Below are 19,594 nucleotides of genomic sequence, written 5' to 3'. Positions count from 1 at the left end.
ATTGCATACTCCTTGGGCAGTCCTGCACTATAAAGCCGCTTGCCTGTGCATCGGCGTTAGTCGGCGCCCTGGCCGCGCATCTCCTCGAGAGCGTCGGCCCGGCACACCACGATCTGCGAGCGCTTGGTGACGACGATTCCCTTCTCCTGCATCCGCTTCAGGCTGATCGTGACCCATTGCCTGGTAGCGCCGACCATGTGGGCGATGTCGGCATGAGTGAAGGCGGCCGCGATCACCCGGCCGTCGGCATCCTCGACGCCGTAGAGCTCGACCAGATGCAGCAGGAGATGCGCGAGGCGCTGGGTGATCGAGCGCGTTCCCAGCATCTGCGCCAGCGCCGAATAGCATTTGCCTTTGAAGGTGAGGCCTTCAATGAGGCCGATGGCGAGGTTCGGGATCTCCACGGCGAGTGACCGCAGTTCCTTTCCGGGGAGGTGCACGACGCTGCAATTGCTGGATGCGACGCCGGACCATTGATGCACGGTGCCCTCGAACACTTCGGGCCCGCCGACGAAATTACCGACATGCCAGTAGGCCAGCGTGATCTCGCGTCCGAGCGGGGAAGTGTAGAACACGCGGATGCGGCCGCTCTCGATCAGCCAGATGCCGTCATGCTTGCCGCCCTGGCTGAACAGCGTCTGGCCGCGGTTGAGCACCTTTCGCCGGCCCTGCTTCAGCACCAGCTCCCGCTCGCGCGGTGACAGCTTGTCCATCAGCGGCGGCGGTCCGCCGATCCATTGCTGGTTCTCGGTCAGCAGCAGCGAGGAGCCGCCGGCAGCCCGGACCGTTGCGGGAACCGTCCCGCGAACCACATTGGCCGCCTGCAACATCGTCTGCCTCCGGAACGTTCAAATCGTTCTAAAGAGGAGCAATGTCCGTGCCAATCACTGCGCCGTCATCGCCCGACTTGATCGGGCGATCCAGTATTCCAGAGACGTCAATGGGATACGGAGGGGCCGCGGCGTACTGGATTCCCCGCTTTCGCGGGGAATGACACCGAATACTGGGTCAGCGCCCCGCCAAGCTCAGCAAATACGGCTTCGGATAAATCCCCCTGTTATGCCCATCCGAAAACGAGATGTTCAGCCCGTAGCCGAGATCGCCGATCTCGGTGATGGCGATGCCGGGAAAGCGTTCAGGGAAGCGATCGTCGAAGCGGGCGCGGGTGCAGTGAGCGCATTTGCAGCAGAGACGGAGCTGCTCGGCGGCGATCCCGACCACATCGTCCTGCGTGGTCCGGACGACGAGCGTCGCGAGATCGGCGCTGGCTTCATAGTCGGCCACCGTCGGCGTCACCAAGGTCATGGTCATGACGAACCTCCAGCTTCGTTCTACGTCGGGCCGGACGCGAGCGAATAGCAACTAATTGCCAGCGCGGACACGTGGCCGTCTGCCTCCTCTTCGATCATCGCCCACCAAATGTGAAACTAATCGACCGGGAATATCACTTCCGAATTGCCGGACTCTGCTCTCTCCGAAACCTTGTGCGCCAACGATGGCTGAGGAGAGACCATGAGCGCATTTCAGAAGGAAACGGTTTTGTCGGTCCGGCACTGGACCGACTCCCTGTTCAGCTTCACGGCGACGCGCGATCCGGGCTTCCGATTCCAGAACGGCCAGTTCGCGATGATCGGCCTCGAAGTCGAAGGCAAACCGTTGATGCGCGCCTACAGCATGGCGAGCGCCAATCACGAAGAGGAACTCGAGTTCTTCTCGATCAAGGTACAGGACGGCCCGCTGACTTCGCGGCTGCAGAAGATCAGGGAAGGCGACATCATCCTGGTCGGCCGCAAGGCGACGGGCACGCTGATCACCGGCAATCTCATCCCGGGCAAGCGCCTGTTGCTGCTCTCGACCGGCACGGGCCTCGCGCCGTTCGCCAGCCTGATCAAGGACCCCGACGTCTATGAGAATTACGAGACCATCGTGCTCGCCCATGGCTGCCGCCAGGTTTCGGAACTCGCCTATGGCGAGCACCTCGTCGACGGCCTGCGCAATCACGAATTCTTCGGTCCGCTGATCCGCGACAAGCTCGTCTACTACCCGACCGTCACCCGCGAGCCGTTCCGGAACCGCGGCCGCATCACCGATCTGATCGCTTCGAACCAGTTGTTCGACGACATCGGGCTAACAGGTCTCGATATCGCGACCGACCGCATCATGCTGTGCGGCAGCCCGGCGATGCTCGAGGAACTCCCCGCGATGTTTGCCGCGCGCGGCTTTGTCGAGGGCAATCACAGCCAGCCCGGCCATTTCGTCATCGAAAAGGCCTTCGTCGAGCGCTGAGGCGCAAATCGCGTCCCGGCGACAACTAATTGCTATCGCCGGACGACCACCTGAATAAATCTGATGCGAAGGCGCCGAACCGGCGAACCAGGAGCAAGCGATGGCACTAGATGAGATCGTCGACGGACTTTCGGAGGTTTCCTGCGACGTGCTGGTGATCGGCGGCGGCACGGCCGGCCCGATGGCGGCGCTGAAGGCGAAGCTGAAGAACCCGAAGGCCAACGTCGTCCTGCTCGAAAAGGCCAACGTCAAGCGTTCCGGCGCGATCTCGATGGGCATGGACGGGCTGAACAACGCCGTCATCCCCGGCTATGCGACGCCGGAGCAGTACACCAAGGAAATCACCATTGCGAACGACGGCATCGTCGACCAGAAGGCCGTCTATAAATACGCGCAAAACTGCTACTCGATCATCGAGGAGCTCGATAGTTTCGGCATCCGTTTCCTGAAGAACGAGAACGGCGACTACGCCGTGAAGAAGGTGCACCATATCGGCACCTACGTCCTTCCGATGCCGAACGGCGAGACGGTCAAGAAAGCACTCTATCGCCAGCTTCGCCGCGCCCGCATCCTGATTTCCAACCGCTACATGGCGACGCGGCTGCTCAAATCGTCCGACGGCCGCATCGCCGGCGCGATCTCCGTCAACACTCGCACCGCCGAGATCCTGGTGATCAAGGCCAAGGCCGTGATCCTCTGCATGGGCGCCGCCGGCCGCCTCGGCCTTCCGACCTCCGGCTACATGTTCGGCACCTACGAGAACGCCGCCAATTCCGGCGACGGCTATGCCATGGCCTATCACGCCGGCGCCGCGCTCGCGAACCTCGAATGCTACCAGATCAATCCGCTGATCAAGGACTATAATGGCCCGGCTTGCGCCTATGTCGCGGGTCCCTTCGGTGCCTTCACCGCCAACAACGAGGGATCGCGCTTCATCGAATGTGACTACTGGTCCGGCCAGATGATGCTGGAGTTCTACAACGAACTGCTGTCAGGCAAGGGGCCGGTGTTCCTCCAGCTCAAGCATCTCCATCCCGACACCATCTCGGAGATCGAATCCACGCTGCACAAGGTGGAGCGTCCCACGCGCGGCCTGTTCCAGCAGGGGCGCGGGGTCGATTATCGCAGCGAGTCGATCGAGATGCACATCTCCGAGATCGGGTTCTGCTCCGGCCACAGCGCCTCCGGCGTGTTCGTCGACGACAATGCCCGCACCACCGTTCCCGGCCTCTACGCCGCCGGCGATATGGCGAGCGTGCCGCACAATTACATGCTCGGCGCCTTCACCAACGGCTCGGTTGCCGGCATCGATGCGATGGAGTTCGCCGACAACCACGACTTTGCGGAGTTCGATGCGGCCGATGTCGCCAGGGAGCGCGACCGCGTGCTGGCGCCAACGAAGCGCGAGGACGGCATTCCGCCGAACCAGGTCGAGTACAAGACCCGTCGCCTCGTCAACGACTATCTCCAGCCGCCGAAGGTCTCGCGCAAATATGAGCTCGGTATGCGCCGCCTCGCCGAGACGCGCGAGGATATGCAGGAGCACATGATTGCCCGTAACGCGCATGAATTGCTTCGTGCGCTCGAGGTGCAGTCGATCATGGATTGCGCCGACATGGCGGTGCACGCCTCGTTGTACCGCGAGGAGAGCCGCTGGGGCCTCTACCACTGGCGCACGGATTTCCCGGAGAAGGACAACGAGAACTGGTTCTGCCACACGCTGCTCTCCAAGCAGAACGGCAAGATGACCAGCGAGAAGCGCGCCGTGGAGCCCTATGTCGTGCCGATCGCCGACGACGAGAAGGATCTCTACGACAAGCAGCGCATCCGCGCCTCCGCCTGATCCACCGCACGATCGCAACAGGAGACAAAAATGCCTCTCGCGTCCTATCAGACATCGGTTCCGGTGGTCGTCGACGACGCCAAATGCATCGCCGACAAGGGCTGCACCGTCTGCGTCGACGTCTGTCCGCTCGACGTGCTCCGCATCAGCGACATGACCGGCAAGGCCTACATGGCCTACGACGAGTGCTGGTATTGCATGCCCTGCGAGGCCGATTGCCCGACCGGCGCCGTCACCGTCAACATTCCCTATCTGTTGAGGTGATCATGTCGAGCCCGTTCGAATCCTATGACGACCTCGAAGACGCCGACGAGCGGTTGCAAGCCGCCGATCCCGCCGAGCGCCGTGTCGCCATCATTGCGCTCGGTCACTCCGGTGATCCCGCAGCCGTCGCGCATCTCGCCAACATGGTCGCCGATCCCGATGCCGGCGTGCGCCAGCAGGTCGCGATGGCGCTCGGCGAGTTCGACGGGCCGGAGGCCGCGAGTGGGCTGGTCAAGCTGCTGGTCGATCCCGAAAGAATCGTGGCGGCGGCCGCGGCCGACAGCATGGCCGAGTTCAAGGATCCGGCCTGCGCCGAGATCATCCTGCCGCTGGTCAAGCACGCCCACGCCTTCGTTCGTATGGGCGCGTTGCGCGCGCTGAAGGAGCTGCGCTGCAAGGACACGCTGAAGCCGGCGCTGGAAGCGCTGCTGGATCAAGATGCGGCCGTTCGCGTGCAGGCGATCGGCGTGATCGGCTTCCTCAAGCTGGAGGAATCCATCCCCGCGCTGACCGCGCTGATCAACGATCCCGACGCCCATGTGCGCCGCGCCGCGGTGAGCGCGCTGGCGTTCTCGCAGATGAAACCCGCGGCCGAGACGATCACACGCGGGCTGAAGGATTCGGACTGGATGGTGCGCGAGATGGCCGCGGAGACGCTGGGCCTCAACGTCAACGGTTCGCTCGCGGCCGATCAGCTTGTCGCCTCGCTCGCCGACGAATTCTGGCAGGTGCGGCTGAAGGCGATCCGCAGCCTCGGCAAGATGAAGATCGAGCGCGCGGTACGCCCGATCGGCAATTGCATCAACCACGACCAGGCCAATTTGCGGAAGGAGGCGGCCGCCGCGCTCGGCGAGATCGCCCATCCCGACGGCGAGGCCTTCCTGGCCGTCATCGCCGACGATGCCGACCCTGACGTTCGCAAGAACGCGCGCTGGGCGCTCCAGCAGATCGCGGCGCGCAAAGCGCGAGCGGGCGCATAAAGGCCCGGGCAGGGACATAGCGGCTCTTCGCTGCCGGTCTGGACTTCCCCTGCCAGACGTTTATTGGTCTTCGCCAATGGGATCGGCTGCTATTTCAGCGTGGCCGATCCGAGAAAGAGCGAGGACGCGGCCATGACGACACTGTCTGTAAAAGATCTTCTCCCCGAGGATGGAACGAAGGGGACGCTGGTCGGCCGCGTCTGGCTGCCGCAGGCGAACGGCCCGGCCGTCGTCGCCGTCCGTGGAGACGGCGTCTTCGACGTCACCGCCAGCTTTCCGACTGTCAGCGCGCTCTGCGAGGAGGACAATCCGGCCAAGGCGCTCGCCGCGGTCAAGGGCGAGCGCATCGGCGATCTCGAAGCGATCGTGGCCAACACGGCGCCAGATGGGCGCGATCCGAAAAAGCCGTGGCTGCTCGCGCCCCTCGATCTCCAGACCCTGAAGGCCGCCGGCGTCACCTTCGCCATCTCGATGCTGGAGCGCGTCATCGAAGAGCGGGCCAAGGGCAATCCGGCCTCGGCCGAAGCGATCCGGAAAGAAGTGACGCGGCTGATCGGTGACGATCTGTCGAAGCTCAAGCCGGGCTCCGACCAGGCGATGCATTTGAAGCAGGTGCTGATCGATCAGAACGCCTGGAGCCAATATCTCGAAGTCGGCATCGGTCCGGATGCCGAGGTCTTCACCAAGGCGCCGACGCTGTCGTCAGTCGGCACCGGCATGGATGCCGGCCTGCATCCGAAATCGACCTGGAACAATCCCGAGCCCGAGCTGGTGCTGTTCGTCTCGAGCCGCGGCAAGATCGTCGGCGGCGCACTCGGCAACGACGTCAATCTGCGCGACTTCGAGGGGCGTTCGGCGCTGCTGTTGTCGAAGGCCAAGGACAACAATGCCTCCTGCGCGATCGGTCCGTTGCTGCGCCTGTTTGATGACAGCTTCACACTCGACGACGCGCGCAAGCTCGATATCAGCCTGAACGTGAAGGGGGCGGACGGCTTTGTTCTCGACGGCCATTCCTCGATCAGCATGATCAGCCGGGATCCCACTGATCTCGTCGAGCAGACGATCGGCAAGGTGCATCAATATCCCGATGGCTTCGTGCTGTTTCTCGGCACGATGTTCGCCCCCGTCAAGGATCGCGATGCGCCGGGGCAGGGCTTCACCCACAAGCGCGACGACATCGTCACGATCGCAGCGCCCCAGCTCGGCAAGCTCGTCAACCGCATGCGCACCAGCGACGAGTGCGAGCCCTGGACGTTTGGAATCGGCGCGCTGATGAAGAACCTCGCGCAACGGAAGCTGATCTAGCTCCGCTGCCCTTCGCCTCTCCCCGCACGCGGGGAGAAGCCGGATTGCATCGAAGATGCAGTCCGGGTGAGGCGGACTCTCCGCGAGTCGATTTGGTCGACCTACGCCGAACTCCATCCACAGCGTCATTGCGAGCGCAGCGAAGCAATCCAGAGTCCCACCCCGGACAGATTCTGGATTGCTTCGCTGCGCTCGCAATGACGTGGAGGAGAGGTCGCGAGCCGCATATGCTCCTTCATCTCCCCGTTGCATCCACGGAACAAAATCGCGCTGGGCGTGTCATTGAACCGTCCATCGCGCCAAATCGAAATTTCGCGCAAATAGTCAAATAATATGACTAGTCGGAACTCATCTTCCGTGAAATAGTCCCTCCCGCCGCCTCAAGGGCCGGCCTGCGGGTGCCATGCTACCGATCGGCGCCCGAGATAACACAAGATGACTTCTTGGGAGACACGCCTGATGACCCTCAAAGCCCTCTTTGCGGCCAGCGCCACGGCCGCGTTGCTGCTCGCGCTGCCGGCCAGCGCCGCCGAGCTCACCATCGGCTTCTCGCAGATCGGATCGGAATCCGGTTGGCGCGCGGCCGAGACATCGGTCTCCAAGCAGGAGGCCGCCAAGCGCAAGGTCAATCTCAAGATCGCCGACGCCCAGCAGAAGCAGGAGAACCAGATCAAGGCGATCCGCTCCTTCATCGCGCAGAACGTCGATGCGATCTTCCTTGCACCCGTGGTCTCGACCGGTTGGGACTCGGTGCTGAAGGAAGCCAAGGAGGCCAAGATCCCGGTCGTGCTGCTCGACCGCGACATCGATCCCTCCGGCAAGGAGCTCTATCTCACCGCCGTGACCTCCGACAGCGTGCATGAAGGCGAGGTTGCCGGCGACTGGCTGGCCAAGACCGTCGGGGCTAAGGCCTGCAACGTCGTCGAATTGCAGGGCACCGTCGGCGCCAGCGTCGCCGCCAACCGCAAGAAGGGCTTTGACACCGCCATCGCCAAGCATGCGAACCTCAAGGTGGTGCGCAGCCAGACCGGCGACTTCACCCGCGCCAAGGGCAAGGAGGTGATGGAGAGCTTCATCAAGGCCGAAGGCGGCGGCAAGTCGATCTGCGCCGTCTATGCGCACAATGACGACATGATGGTCGGCGCGATCCAGGCGATGAAGGAAGCCGGCCTCAAGCCCGGCAAGGAGATCCTCACCGTCTCGATCGACGCGGTCCCCGACATCTTCAAGGCGATGGCCGCCGGCGAAGCCAATGCCACCGTCGAGCTGACGCCGAACATGGCCGGCCCCGCGCTCGATGCCATCGCGGCCTTCAAGGCCAAGGGCACCGTTCCGCCCAAGTGGATCCAGACCGACTCCAAGCTCTATACCGCGGCCGACGATCCGCAGAAGGTCTACGACAGCAAGAAGGGCCTCGGTTACTGAGGCGTGCCGCACCGCCGGACCGCTCGCTGTGGCCCGGCGGTGCAAGCCCCCTTCGAATCCGCTGCGCGAACGAATAGGCTGGGTGCCCGCATCACAAGCGGGCGCCGGTGGGAGTGACGTCGTTATGGAGAACAGCCCCGATCCTGCTCCTTCCCTGCTGGAGGTGCGCGGGATCAGCAAAAGCTTCGGTGCTGTGCGTGCGTTGCAGGAGGTCGACTTCACGCTTCGTGCGGGCGAGATTCATGCGCTGCTCGGCGAGAACGGCGCCGGCAAGTCTACGCTGATCAAGGTGATCACCGGCGTATTCCCGCGCGATGCAGGTATCGTCAGGCTGGGCGGTGAAGAGGTCGCGCCGCGCTCGGCCAAGGCCGCGCTCCAGGCCGGCATCGCCACCGTCTACCAGGAGGTCAATCTGCTGCCGAATCTCTCGGTCGCGCAGAACCTGTTCCTCGACCGACAGCCGATGCGCTTCGGCATCGTGCGTGAAGGCGAGATGCGGCGTCGCGCCAAGGCGCTGCTCACGGACTTCGGCCTCGATATCGACGTCGCAGCAGCACTCGGTAGCTATTCCGTCGCCATCCAGCACGTCACCGCGATTGCGCGGGCCGTCGATCTCTCCGCGCGCGTGCTGATCCTGGACGAGCCCACGGCGAGCCTCGACCGCCACGAGGTCGAGATCCTGTTCGGCATCATGCGCCAGCTCGCCAAGCGCGGCATCGGCATCGTGTTCGTCAGCCACTTCCTCGATCAGGTCTACGAGATCTCCGACCGCATCACGGTGTTGCGCAACGGCCGCCTGGTCGGCGAGCGTGAGACCGCCTCGCTGCCGCGGCTCGAGCTAATCCGGATGATGCTCGGCCGCGAGCTGGCCGAGACCACCAGCGCCCGCGCATCGGCGGGAGAGCATCGGGCGCGCGAGGTCTGCGCGAGTTTCGAGAACTACGGCAAAGCCGGCTATGTCGCGCCGTTCAATCTCGAGCTGCGCCATGGCGAGGTCGTAGGTCTCGCCGGCCTGCTCGGCTCGGGCAGGACCGAAACGGCGCGGCTGGTGTTCGGCGCCGAGCGCGCCGATGGCGGGCAGGCGACGGTGGAGGGGGCGCCCGTGCGGCTGCAGTCGCCGCGCGACGGCGTGCGCCACGGTTTTGGCTATTGCCCGGAGGAGCGCAAGACCGACGGCATCGTCGCCGAGCTCACCGTGCGCGAGAACATCGTGCTCGCGCTCCAGGCCAAGCGCGGCCTGCACCGGCCGCTGTCGCGCCGCGAGCAGGACGAGATCGCAAGCCGCTACGTCAGGATGCTCGACATTCGCCCGCCCGATCCGGAGCGCGCCGTGGGGCTGCTGTCCGGCGGCAATCAGCAAAAGGTTCTGCTGGCACGCTGGCTCGCGACCTCGCCGCGCCTCCTGGTGCTGGACGAGCCGACCCGCGGCATCGACGTCGGCGCGCATGCCGAGATCATCCGCCTGATCCGCGAGCTCTGCGACGACGGGCTGGCGCTGCTCGTGATCTCCTCCGAGCTGGATGAGATCGTGACCTATTCCGACCGCGTGGTCGTGTTGCGCGACCGCGCCCATGTCGAGGAGCTCGCGGGCGAGGCGATCGACGTCGGCAACATTCTCGCCGCCATTGCCGCCGATAGCGTCGCTGTTGCGCTCGAGGCCCACACATGACAGCGCTGTTGCCGCGCCGCGGCCTTGCCCAGATCCTCGCGCTGATCGTCATCCTGGCGGTCGATCGCATCGTGTCACCGCAATTCTTCGATCTGCGCCTCCAGGACGGCCGTCTGTTCGGCAGCCTGATCGACGTGCTCAACCGCGGCACACCGGTGGCGCTGCTGTCGCTCGGCATGGTGCTGGTGATCGCGACGCGTGGCATCGATCTGTCGGTCGGTGCGGTCATGGCCATCTCGGGTGCGATCGCGGCGAGCCTTGCCGACACGCACAGTCTGGCCGTTGTCCTCGCGGCCGCGCTCGGCGCTGGCCTGATCTGCGGATTGTGGAACGGATTTCTCGTCGCGGTGCTCGGCATGCAGCCGATCGTGGCGACGCTGATCCTGATGGTGGCGGGACGCGGCATCGCGCAGCTCATTACCGAGGGGCGTATCGTGACCTTCTCCTCGCCGGATCTGGTCTGGCTTGGCAATGGCGCGGTGCTCGGCGTGCCGATGCCGGTCGCGATCGCCTTGGGCATGCTGATTCTCACCGGCGCGGTGGTGCGCGGCTCGGCGCTCGGACTGCTGATCGAGGCGACCGGCGGCAACGCGCGGGCGAGCGAGCTTGCCGGCGTCGGCACGCGCGCGATGATCCTGGCGGTCTACGTCTGGTGCGGCATCTGCGCCGCGCTCGCCGGCGTGATCGCGGCGGCCGACATCATGGGCGCGGACGCCAACAATGCCGGCCTCTGGCTCGAGCTCGACGCCATCCTCGCGGTGGTGATCGGCGGCACCTCCCTGTTCGGCGGCCGCTTCAGCCTCGTGCTGGCCGTGCTCGGTGCGTTGATCATCCAGACCATGAACACCGGCATTCTGCTGTCGGGCTATCCACCGGAGTTCAATTTGCTGGTCAAAGCGGTGGTGGTGATGACGGTACTGCTGCTGCAATCGCCGAAATTTTCGGGGATTGCCGGGATCGCCGCGCGGCTGCGGAGGTCCAAAGCATGAAAGGCCTGCCGCCCGTCCTCATCACCGCCATCGTGCTCGTTGCCGGCTTTGCGCTGTGCGCCGTGCAATTCCCCAACATCGCCTCGACCCGCGTGGTCGGCAATCTCCTCACCGACAACGCCTTTCTCGGCATCGTCGCGACCGGCATGACCTTCGTCATCATCTCAGGCGGCATCGACCTCTCGGTCGGCTCGGTGATCGGTTTCACCACGGTGTTCGTCGCGCTTGCGATCGAGCGCTGGGGCGTGCCGCCGCTGCTTGCCTTCGTCGCGATCCTCGCGCTCTCGGCGGCCTTTGGAGCGGCGATGGGCGCGGTGATCCATGTCTTCGACCTGCCGCCGTTCATCGTGACGCTGGCGGGGATGTTCCTGGCCCGCGGCGCGAGCTTCTTGCTCTCGACGGAATCGGTGCCGATCACCGCGCCGGTCTATTCCACCGTGTCGGACTTCGCGCTGCGGATGCCCGGCGGAGGGCGATTGACGGCGATCGCGATCATCATGCTCGTGATCGTGATCGGCGGCGCGCTGCTGCTGCATCTCACCCGGTTCGGCGCCAATGTCTATGCGCTCGGCGGCAGCCGGGCGACCGCGAGCCTGATGGGCGTTGCCGTCGGCAAGATGACGGTGAAGATCTACATGCTGTCGAGCCTGCTCGCGGGCATCGCCGGCATCGTCTTCTCGTTCTACACCAGCGCCGGCTATTCGCTCTCCGCAGTCGGCGTCGAGCTCGACACCATCGCGGCCGTCGTGATCGGCGGCACGCTGCTCACGGGCGGGCAGGGCTCGGTGATCGGCACCTTCCTCGGCGTGCTGATCCAGGGCCTGATCCAGACCTACATCAATTTCGACGGAACGCTGTCGAGCTGGTGGACCAAGATCGCGACCGGCGTGCTACTGTTCGCCTTCATCGCCTTGCAGCAAGGACTGGTCGCGCTCGCGCGGCGGCCGGCGGCAAAGCGCGCAGGAGCAGCCACATGACGTCGCGCATCGTCGTCATCCCGACGCGCCGGGCTCACTCCAACCATGCGGAAGTGGCCCGCTCGATCGGCGTCGACATCATCGCCGGCCGCTACGCCGAGGGAACGCGCCTGCCTGGTGATGCCGAGATGATTGCGATGTTCGGCGTGTCGCGGCCGGTGCTGCGCGAGAGCGTGAAGACCCTGGTGGCCAAGGGCCTGCTCACCACCAAGGCGCGGGTCGGCACGGTCGTGCGCGAGCGCGCTGCCTGGAACATGTTCGACGCCGACGTGCTGGCTTGGCATCTGGACGCCGGCATCGACAAGCGCTTCCTCAACGACCTCGCCGAGATTCGTCTCGCGGTCGAGCCGCGCGCGGCCATGCTTGCCGCAGTGCAGCGGTCCGAGGAGGACGTCGCCGAGCTCCGCCGCAGCATGGATCGCATGCGGCGTGAAGCCTCCGACTCGGTCGGCTTTGCCGATGCCGATCTTGCGCTTCACGTTGGCGTGGCGCGTGCCTCCGGCAATCTGTTCATGCGCTCGATCGGGCACGTCATCGAGGCAGCCTTGCGCGCCTCGTTCCTGCTCAGCGCTCCGGTCGAGACGGAGGACCGTGACACTGTGCTGCTCTGGCACCAGAAGATCGTCGATGCCATCGCCGCGGGCGACGCGGACGCCGCGTCCGAGGCCATGGTCTATGTCATTCACAACGGCATGCGCCGCCACGAGGGCACGGTGATCGTAACAGCCCCGGCCGAGCCGCTGCCGTCGGCAGATACTGGAGAATAAGCGTGACAGACCTTCGCATCGCCATCGTCGGCTTCGGCAAGATCGCGCGCGACCAGCATGTCGGTGCGATTGCCGCAACGGCGGGCGCGACGCTCGCGGCCGTCGCGAGCCGCAACGCATCGCTGCCGGGCGTGCCGCATTTTGCGACCATCGAGGAACTGCTGGAAAAGGGACCGCCGATCGATGCCGTCTCGCTCTGCACGCCGCCGCAGGTGCGGCGTGCCCAGGCTGCCGCGGCGCTCGCTGCCGGCAAGCACGTGATGCTGGAGAAGCCGCCCGGCACCGGTGTTGCCGAGCTCGACCCGCTGATCGCGATGGCGGAAGAGGCCAAGCGAACGCTGTTTGCGACCTGGCATTCGCGCCATGCGCCCGCGGTCGAGCCGGCGCGCGCGTGGCTTCTCACCCGGCGGATCAAGTCCGTGCACATCAACTGGAAGGAAGACGTTCGCGTCTGGCATCCCGGGCAGGGCTGGATCTGGGAGCCGGGCGGGCTCGGCGTGTTCGACCCCGGCATCAACGCCCTCTCGATCCTGACCCGTATTCTGCCCCGGCCGGTGTTCGTCACCGCGGCCGAGCTGGCCTTTCCAGCCAATTGCCAGGCCCCGATCGCCGCGAACCTGACGCTGACCGACATTGGCGGCCTGCCTGTGACCGCTGAGTTCGATTTCCGCCAGACCGGACCGCAGAGTTGGGATATCGTCGTCGAAACGGAGGAGGGCCGAATGACGTTGTCGGGCGGCGGCCGGCGCATGGCAATCGACGGCGAGACCGTTGCCGAGGCGCCCGATCAGGAATATCGCGAGCTGTACGGGCGCTTCGTCAAGCTCACCGCGACCGGCGCGCGCGACGTCGACCTGGCGCCGCTGCGTCTCGTTGCCGATGCCTTCCTGCTCGGCAGGCGCAACATCGTCGAACCGTTTGTGGACTGAACATGGCTGGCGCAAAAATAACAAAAGACATCTTCGGAACGCTACCGGATGGCCGCAACGTCGAGCGCATCGTGCTGCGCGGGGAGGGCGGGTTCGAAGCCCGCATCATCACCCATGGCGCAGTGATCCAGGCGCTCATCGCGCCGGACGCCAAAGGCGGTTACGACGACGTCATGCTCGGCCATGACGCGTTCGCCGGCTATCTGGCCGAACGAAAATTCTTCGGTGCCACCGTCGGCCGCTATGCCAACCGCATTGCCAACGGACGGTTTTCGCTGGACGGCGAAACGGTGCAGCTTCCGGTCAACAACGGTCCGAATGCGCTGCATGGCGGCCTCGACGGGTTCGATCGCAAGCTCTGGGAGATCGCCGGCATCGACGACGGTGCGGAGCCGGGCGTCACGCTCACCTATTCGAGTCCGCATGGCGAAGAGAATTACCCCGGCCGGCTCGACGTGCGCCTGACCTATCGCGTCACCGGCCCGGCGGAGCTGTCGCTGACGATGGAGGCGCGAACCGACCGGCCGACCATCGTCAACCTGACCAATCACAGCTTCTTCAATCTGGAAGGCGCGACCTCAGGCACGCCCATTCTCGACCACAAGCTGACGGTCGCCGCCGAGCGTTTCCTCGCCATCGATCCCACCGCCATTCCGTTGCCTGAGCCGCCGCGCGCGGTGACCGGAACGCCGTTCGACTTCCGCGACGGCGAGGCCGTCGGCGCGCGCATCCGCGAGAGCGATCAGCAATTGCGGAACGGCAGGGGCTACGACCATACCTACTGTCTCGGGCGTGACGGCAAGCTTGCTTTCGCGGCCCGGCTGGAGGCGCCGCGTTCAGGGCGCATCATGGAGCTCCTGACCGATCAGCCCGGCCTTCAGGTCTATTCCGGCAACTATCTCGACGGCACGATCTCGGGCAAGGGCGGCAAGCTCATCCGGCAGTCGGATGCGATGTGTCTCGAGCCGCATATCTGGCCGGATGCGCCGAACCGGCCGGATTTTCCGAGCCCGCGCCTCAATCCCGGCGAGGTCTACCGCCATCACACGGTCTATCGCTTTGGAGTGAGGACGCTATGATGGAAGAGGTGCCTACCTCGGTTCTCTCGGACGAACCATGCCATCTCGGCGAGGGGCCGACCTATGATTTGGCCACCGACACGGCCTGGTGGTTCGATATCCGCGAGGGGCGGCTGTTCGAGGCGCATCTCGGCAGCGGCGGCATTCGCGTCCACGCGCTCGGCCGGATGGCGAGCGGTCTCGGGCGTATCGACGCCGAGCGCCAGTTGATTGTCGCCGAAGACGGCCTCTACGTCCGCAAGCTCGCCGACGGCGCGATGACGCTGGTCTGCCCGCTTGAAGCCGACAATCCCGCGACGCGCTCCAACGATGCCCGTGTGCATCAGTCCGGCACGTTCTGGATCGGCACCATGGGCCGCAATGCGGAGGCGGGAGCAGGAGCGATCTACGCGTTCCATCGCGGCAAGATCTCGATGCTGTTCCCGCGCATCACCATTCCCAATTCGATCTGTTTTTCACCTGATGGTGCGACCGGCTACTTCGCCGACACCGCGCGCGCCGTGCTCTGCGCCGTTCCGCTTGATCCGGCCACCGGCTTGCCGCGGGGCGAGCCGGAAGTCCTGTTGCGCCACACCGGCATCGGGGGGCTCGACGGCTCGGTGTGCGACGCCGACGGGCAGATCTGGAACGCCTGCTGGGGTGCGGGCCGGATCGATGTCTACTCTCCGCAAGGCGAGCGCCTGCGCTCGCTGCGCGTGCCGGCAAAGCAGTCGAGCTGCCCGGCTTTCGTCGGCCCAGATCTGTCGCGCCTTCTCGTCACGTCGGCCTGGCAGGATATGGACGCGGCGGCGCGCGCCGCCGATCCGCAAGCCGGCTGCACTTTCCTGTTGCAGGCATCCGCGCGTGGCCGCGCGGAGCCTGACGTCAAGCTCGCATAGGAGGCTCGAAGCCGCACACGACCAACGTTCTCGACGAAACGAAGAAACAGTCTGACACCCAAGGGAGTAAAACATGCTGAAACTGAAGACGACATTCCTCGCGCTGGCGCTGGCCGGCGCAGCGACGATGGCCTCAGGCATCACCGCCTCCGCCCAGGACAAGGCGACGGTTGGCATCGCCATGCCGACCAAATCGTCGGCGCGCTGGATCGACGACGGCAACAACATGGTCAAGGTGCTGAAGGAGCGCGGCTACAACACCGACCTGCAATATGCCGAGGACGACATCCCGAACCAGCTCTCGCAAGTCGAGAACATGGTGACCAAGGGCGCGAAGGCGCTGGTGATCGCCGCGATCGACGGCACCACGCTGTCCGACGTGCTCAAGCAGGCGAAAGCAAAAGGCATCACCGTGATCGCCTATGACCGCCTGATCCGCGGCACGCCGAACGTCGACTATTACGCGACCTTCGACAATTTCCAGGTCGGCGTGCTGCAGGCGGAATCGCTCGTGCAGGGGCTCGGCCTCAAGGACGGCAAGGGCCCGTTCAACATCGAGCTATTCGGCGGCTCGCCCGACGACAACAACGCCTACTTCTTCTACAACGGCGCGATGAGCGTGCTGAAGCCGTACATCGACAGCGGCAAGCTCGTCGTCGTCTCCGGCCAGATGGGCATGGACAAGGTCGCGACGCTCCGCTGGGACGGCGCCACCGCCCAGGCCCGCATGGACAACCTGCTCAGCGCCTACTACGGCAACAAGAAGGTCAACGCGGTGCTGTCGCCGTATGACGGCCTCTCGATCGGCATCATCTCGTCGCTGAAGGGCGTCGGTTATGGCAGCGCCGGCCAGCCGATGCCTGTTATCTCGGGCCAGGATGCCGAGGTGCCCTCGATCAAGGCGATGCTGCGCGGTGATCAGTACTCGACCATCTTCAAGGACACCCGCGACCTCGCCAAGGTGACCGCCGACATGGTCGACGCGGCGCTCGCCGGCAAGCAGGTCACCGTCAACGACACCAAGACCTACGAGAACGGCGCCAAGACGGTGCCGTCTTATCTCTTGAAGCCGGTCGTGGTCTACAAGGACAATTGGGAGAAGGTTCTGGTCGACAGCGGCTACTACAAGAAGTCGCAGTTCCAGTAAGACTCTCTCTTCTTCCTCTCCCCGTTCTTGCGGGGAGAGGGTTGGGGTGAGGAGCTCTCTCCACACGGGCAGTTGCCCTTGCGGAGACTCTCCATCGCGATCGACCTCTCTCCGCAGGCGGGGCGAGGTGAAGCAAAGGACTAGGGATAACGACGATGACCGCCATGCTGGAGATGCGCAACGTCAGCAAGAGCTTTTCAGGCGTGCAGGCTCTGCGTGACGTCAACTTCTCGGTTCACGCCGGGCAGATCCACGCGCTCGTGGGCGAGAACGGTGCCGGCAAATCCACACTGATGAAAGTGCTCAGTGGCGTCTACCCGGCCGGCAGCTACGAGGGCACCATCGTCTTCGAGGGCGAGGAGCGCCGCTTCCGTGACATCAACGATTCCGAGGCGCTCGGCATCATCATCATCCACCAGGAGCTGGCGCTGATCCCGCTGATGTCGATCGCGGAGAACATCTTCCTGTCGCATCCGCCGTCAAAATTCGGTGTGATCGATCGCGATCAGGTCTACCGGCGCACCCGCGAGCTGCTGGCGCAAGTCGGCCTGAAGGAATCGCCGGATACGCTGATCACCGACCTCGGCGTCGGCAAGCAGCAGCTGGTCGAGATTGCCAAGGCGTTGTCCAAGCGGGTGCGGATGCTGATCCTGGACGAGCCGACCGCGAGCCTCAACGAGGCCGACAGCGCCGCGCTGCTCGAACGCCTGATGGCCTTCCGCGAGCAGGGCATCGGCTCGATCCTGATCTCGCACAAGCTCAACGAGGTCGCCAAGGTCGCCGACCACATCACCGTGCTGCGCGACGGCCGCACCGTCGACGGCATCGACTGCCGTGCCGAGCCGATCCAGGAAGACCGCATCATCCGCAGCATGGTCAACCGCGATCTCGCCCATCGCTTTCCCGAGCGCAGCGCCAAGATCGGCGAGCCCGTCCTGACCGTCGAGAACTGGTCGGTCTATCACCCCATTCATCCCGAGCGGCAGGTGATCAAGAACGTCAATTTCGGCGTGAAGCGCGGCGAGGTCGTCGGCATTGCCGGGCTGATGGGCGCCGGCCGCACCGAGTTTGCCATGAGCCTGTTCGGCCGCTCCTGGGGTACCACTATCAGCGGCCGGATCCGGCTAGAGGGCAGGGAGATCGTGCTGCCGAGCGTTGCGGCCGCGATCGACGCCGGCCTTGCCTATGTCACCGAGGACCGGAAGCAGCTCGGCTTGATCCTGGCCGATGACGTCCGCAAGAACATCACGCTCGCCAGCCTCGACCAGGTCGCACCCGGCCGGGTGATCGACGACATCGCCGAGCTGAAGGTCGCCAGCGACTACCGGAGCCGCATGCGCATCCGCTGCTCCGACGTGTACCAGGAGACCGGCCAGCTCTCCGGCGGCAACCAGCAGAAAGTGGTGCTGTCGAAATGGCTGATGACCGATCCCAAGGTCCTGATCCTGGACGAGCCGACCCGGGGCATCGACGTGGGTGCCAAATACGAGATTTACTGTATCATCAACGAGCTTGCGGAGGCCGGGCGCGGCGTCGTGGTCATCTCCTCGGAGATGCCCGAGCTGCTCGGCATCTGCGACCGCATCTGCGTCATGAACGACGGCGCCTTCGTCGGGGAATTCAAGGGCGCAGAGGCGACGCAGGAGAAGATCATGCGCGCCATCATGCGCAACGAACGAAGCAATGGAAACGGCGTGCCTGAGGCCGCGGAGATGGGAGGATCGCAGCCATGACCGACAAGACGGTATCGCTGCCCGAGGAGCGTCGGCACGGCAGCTTCATCAAGAACAATTTGCGCAATTACGGCATGCTGATGTCGCTGATCGCGATCATGCTGTTCTTCCAGGTCATGACCGGCGGCACGCTGCTGCAGCCGCTCAACCTGACCAACCTGGTGCTGCAGAACAGCTACATCGTCATCATGGCGCTCGGCATGCTGCTCGTGATCGTCACCGGCCATATCGACCTCTCGGTCGGTTCGGTCGCGGGCTTCGTCGGCGCGGTCGCCGCCCTGCTGATGGTGACCTACAAGGTCGACTATACGCTCGCCTTCATCGCCTGCCTCGTGGTCGGCGCTGCGATCGGCGCGGCGCAGGGCTATTGGGTCGCCTATTTCAAGATACCGTCTTTCATCGTGACCCTGGCCGGCATGCTCGTGTTCAAGGGACTTGCGCTCGCGGTGTTGCAGGGGCAGTCGCTCGGGCCGTTTCCGCCGACCTTCCAGAAATTGTCGTCGGGCTTCATTCCGGAGTTCCTGCCCGAAGCCGGCACGCTGCATCCGACCTCGATGCTGATCGGCGCCGTGCTGGCGCTGGGGCTGGTTTACGCCAGCGCCAAGAGCCGCGCGCGCGAGCAGTCGCATGGCATCGAGGTCGAGCCTTATGCGTTCTTCCTTGGCAAGAGCGTGGTGCTGGCCTGCGCCGTGCTCTACTTTACCTACCTGATCGCGACCTATCGCGGCTTGCCGAACGTGCTGGTGATCATGAGCGCCTTGATCGCGCTCTACGGCTTCGTCACCCGCCGCACCGTAATCGGCCGGCAGATCTATGCGGTCGGCGGCAACGCCAAGGCGGCAAGCCTGTCGGGCATCAAGACCGAGCGGCTGACCTTCCTCACCTTCGTCAACATGGGCGTGCTCGCAGCCCTGGCCGGCCTCGTCTTTGCCGCGCGTCTCAACACCGCAACGCCCAAGGCCGGTCTCGGCTTCGAGCTCGACGTCATCGCCGCCTGCTTCATCGGCGGCGCCTCGGCCTATGGCGGCGTCGGGCGCGTCGGCGGCGCCGTGGTCGGCGCCATGATCATGGGCGTCATGAACAACGGCATGTCCATCCTCGGCATCGGCATCGACTATCAGCAGGTCATCAAGGGCCTGGTGCTGCTCGGGGCGGTCTGCATCGACGTGTATAATCAGCGGCGGTAAGCGCAAAATCACGTCGCGGGGGAGGCTCTGGCGCCGCCCCGCCAGGCGACTACAATTTTCGTCAATTTCGATCATGGCATCGCGACCGGAACCGATGCCTCGCGATGACCATGATTTGGGGGCTAGATCCGGGGGG

Annotated in this window: 18 protein-coding genes; 16 read left to right on the top strand and 2 right to left on the bottom strand. The window is 64.8% G+C overall.

The window, feature by feature from the left end; genetic code table 11:
• Positions 1 to 56: 56 nt before the first annotated feature.
• Together OWC48_RS03465 and OWC48_RS03460 are read right to left on the bottom strand one after the other, a co-directional pair.
• The gene (locus OWC48_RS03465; RefSeq protein WP_282518672.1) at positions 57 to 830 is read right to left on the bottom strand and encodes a Crp/Fnr family transcriptional regulator; all 774 of its coding nucleotides are present in this window, start codon (positions 828 to 830) and stop codon (positions 57 to 59) included.
• Between the two features lie 178 nt (positions 831 to 1,008).
• On the bottom strand, positions 1,009 to 1,305 hold the full coding sequence (locus OWC48_RS03460; RefSeq protein WP_282518963.1) for a gamma-butyrobetaine hydroxylase-like domain-containing protein: 297 nt from the start codon (positions 1,303 to 1,305) through the stop codon (positions 1,009 to 1,011).
• 207 nt (positions 1,306 to 1,512) lie between these two features.
• Here OWC48_RS03460 and OWC48_RS03455 point away from each other — a divergent pair, with 207 nt between their 5' ends.
• From OWC48_RS03455 to mmsB, 16 genes are all read left to right on the top strand, one after another.
• Positions 1,513 to 2,286 carry a ferredoxin--NADP reductase gene (locus OWC48_RS03455; protein WP_282518671.1) on the top strand — a complete coding sequence of 258 codons (774 nt, stop codon included), beginning with the start codon at positions 1,513 to 1,515 and terminating at the stop codon, positions 2,284 to 2,286.
• A 100-nt stretch (positions 2,287 to 2,386) separates the two neighbouring features.
• Positions 2,387 to 4,129 (top strand): fumarate reductase/succinate dehydrogenase flavoprotein subunit, encoded by a 1,743-nt coding sequence (locus tag OWC48_RS03450; RefSeq protein WP_282518670.1) that lies wholly within the window; start codon positions 2,387 to 2,389, stop codon positions 4,127 to 4,129.
• 30 nt (positions 4,130 to 4,159) lie between these two features.
• Complete coding sequence (locus OWC48_RS03445; protein ID WP_008141081.1) at positions 4,160 to 4,393, top strand: ferredoxin family protein; 234 nt, start codon at positions 4,160 to 4,162, stop codon at positions 4,391 to 4,393.
• Positions 4,394 to 4,395: 2 nt separating this feature from the next.
• Complete coding sequence (locus OWC48_RS03440; RefSeq protein ID WP_282518669.1) at positions 4,396 to 5,373, top strand: HEAT repeat domain-containing protein; 978 nt, start codon at positions 4,396 to 4,398, stop codon at positions 5,371 to 5,373.
• 132 nt (positions 5,374 to 5,505) lie between these two features.
• Entirely contained in the window at positions 5,506 to 6,678 is a 1,173-nt protein-coding gene (locus tag OWC48_RS03435) for a fumarylacetoacetate hydrolase family protein (protein WP_282518668.1), read from the top strand.
• Positions 6,679 to 7,137: 459 nt separating this feature from the next.
• The gene (gene ytfQ / locus OWC48_RS03430) at positions 7,138 to 8,103 is read left to right on the top strand and encodes a galactofuranose ABC transporter, galactofuranose-binding protein YtfQ (RefSeq protein WP_282518667.1); all 966 of its coding nucleotides are present in this window, start codon (positions 7,138 to 7,140) and stop codon (positions 8,101 to 8,103) included.
• Between the two features lie 124 nt (positions 8,104 to 8,227).
• Positions 8,228 to 9,772: a sugar ABC transporter ATP-binding protein gene (locus OWC48_RS03425; protein WP_282518666.1), complete on the top strand. Its 1,545-nt coding sequence runs from the start codon at positions 8,228 to 8,230 to the stop codon at positions 9,770 to 9,772.
• Positions 9,769 to 10,761: an ABC transporter permease gene (locus OWC48_RS03420; protein ID WP_038956311.1), complete on the top strand. Its 993-nt coding sequence runs from the start codon at positions 9,769 to 9,771 to the stop codon at positions 10,759 to 10,761. Before OWC48_RS03425 ends, OWC48_RS03420 begins: the two co-directional genes overlap by 4 nt.
• On the top strand, positions 10,758 to 11,738 hold the full coding sequence (yjfF, locus tag OWC48_RS03415; RefSeq protein ID WP_282518665.1) for a galactofuranose ABC transporter, permease protein YjfF: 981 nt from the start codon (positions 10,758 to 10,760) through the stop codon (positions 11,736 to 11,738). Before OWC48_RS03420 ends, yjfF begins: the two co-directional genes overlap by 4 nt.
• Positions 11,735 to 12,505 carry a FadR/GntR family transcriptional regulator gene (locus OWC48_RS03410; RefSeq protein WP_282518664.1) on the top strand — a complete coding sequence of 257 codons (771 nt, stop codon included), beginning with the start codon at positions 11,735 to 11,737 and terminating at the stop codon, positions 12,503 to 12,505. Before yjfF ends, OWC48_RS03410 begins: the two co-directional genes overlap by 4 nt.
• A gap of 2 nt (positions 12,506 to 12,507) precedes the next feature.
• Positions 12,508 to 13,434: a Gfo/Idh/MocA family protein gene (locus OWC48_RS03405; RefSeq protein ID WP_282518663.1), complete on the top strand. Its 927-nt coding sequence runs from the start codon at positions 12,508 to 12,510 to the stop codon at positions 13,432 to 13,434.
• A gap of 2 nt (positions 13,435 to 13,436) precedes the next feature.
• Positions 13,437 to 14,513, top strand: coding sequence for an aldose epimerase family protein (locus OWC48_RS03400; RefSeq protein ID WP_282518661.1), 1,077 nt, complete (start codon positions 13,437 to 13,439; stop codon positions 14,511 to 14,513).
• Entirely contained in the window at positions 14,513 to 15,391 is an 879-nt protein-coding gene (locus OWC48_RS03395) for an SMP-30/gluconolactonase/LRE family protein (protein WP_282518659.1), read from the top strand. The genes OWC48_RS03400 and OWC48_RS03395 overlap by 1 nt, the downstream gene beginning before the upstream one ends.
• A 73-nt stretch (positions 15,392 to 15,464) precedes the next feature.
• Positions 15,465 to 16,538, top strand: a complete 1,074-nt coding sequence (gene chvE / locus OWC48_RS03390) for a multiple monosaccharide ABC transporter substrate-binding protein (RefSeq protein WP_282518658.1) — start codon at positions 15,465 to 15,467, stop codon at positions 16,536 to 16,538.
• A gap of 155 nt (positions 16,539 to 16,693) precedes the next feature.
• Entirely contained in the window at positions 16,694 to 18,271 is a 1,578-nt protein-coding gene (gene mmsA, locus OWC48_RS03385) for a multiple monosaccharide ABC transporter ATP-binding protein (RefSeq protein WP_282518657.1), read from the top strand.
• Positions 18,268 to 19,458 carry a multiple monosaccharide ABC transporter permease gene (gene mmsB, locus OWC48_RS03380; protein ID WP_085399414.1) on the top strand — a complete coding sequence of 397 codons (1,191 nt, stop codon included), beginning with the start codon at positions 18,268 to 18,270 and terminating at the stop codon, positions 19,456 to 19,458. The genes mmsA and mmsB overlap by 4 nt, the downstream gene beginning before the upstream one ends.
• The last annotated feature ends 136 nt before the right edge of the window (positions 19,459 to 19,594 follow it).

Source organism: Bradyrhizobium sp. Arg816 (assembly GCF_029989365.1).
GTDB lineage: Bacteria > Pseudomonadota > Alphaproteobacteria > Rhizobiales > Xanthobacteraceae > Bradyrhizobium.
This window is presented reverse-complemented; position numbering and strand designations above follow the sequence as displayed.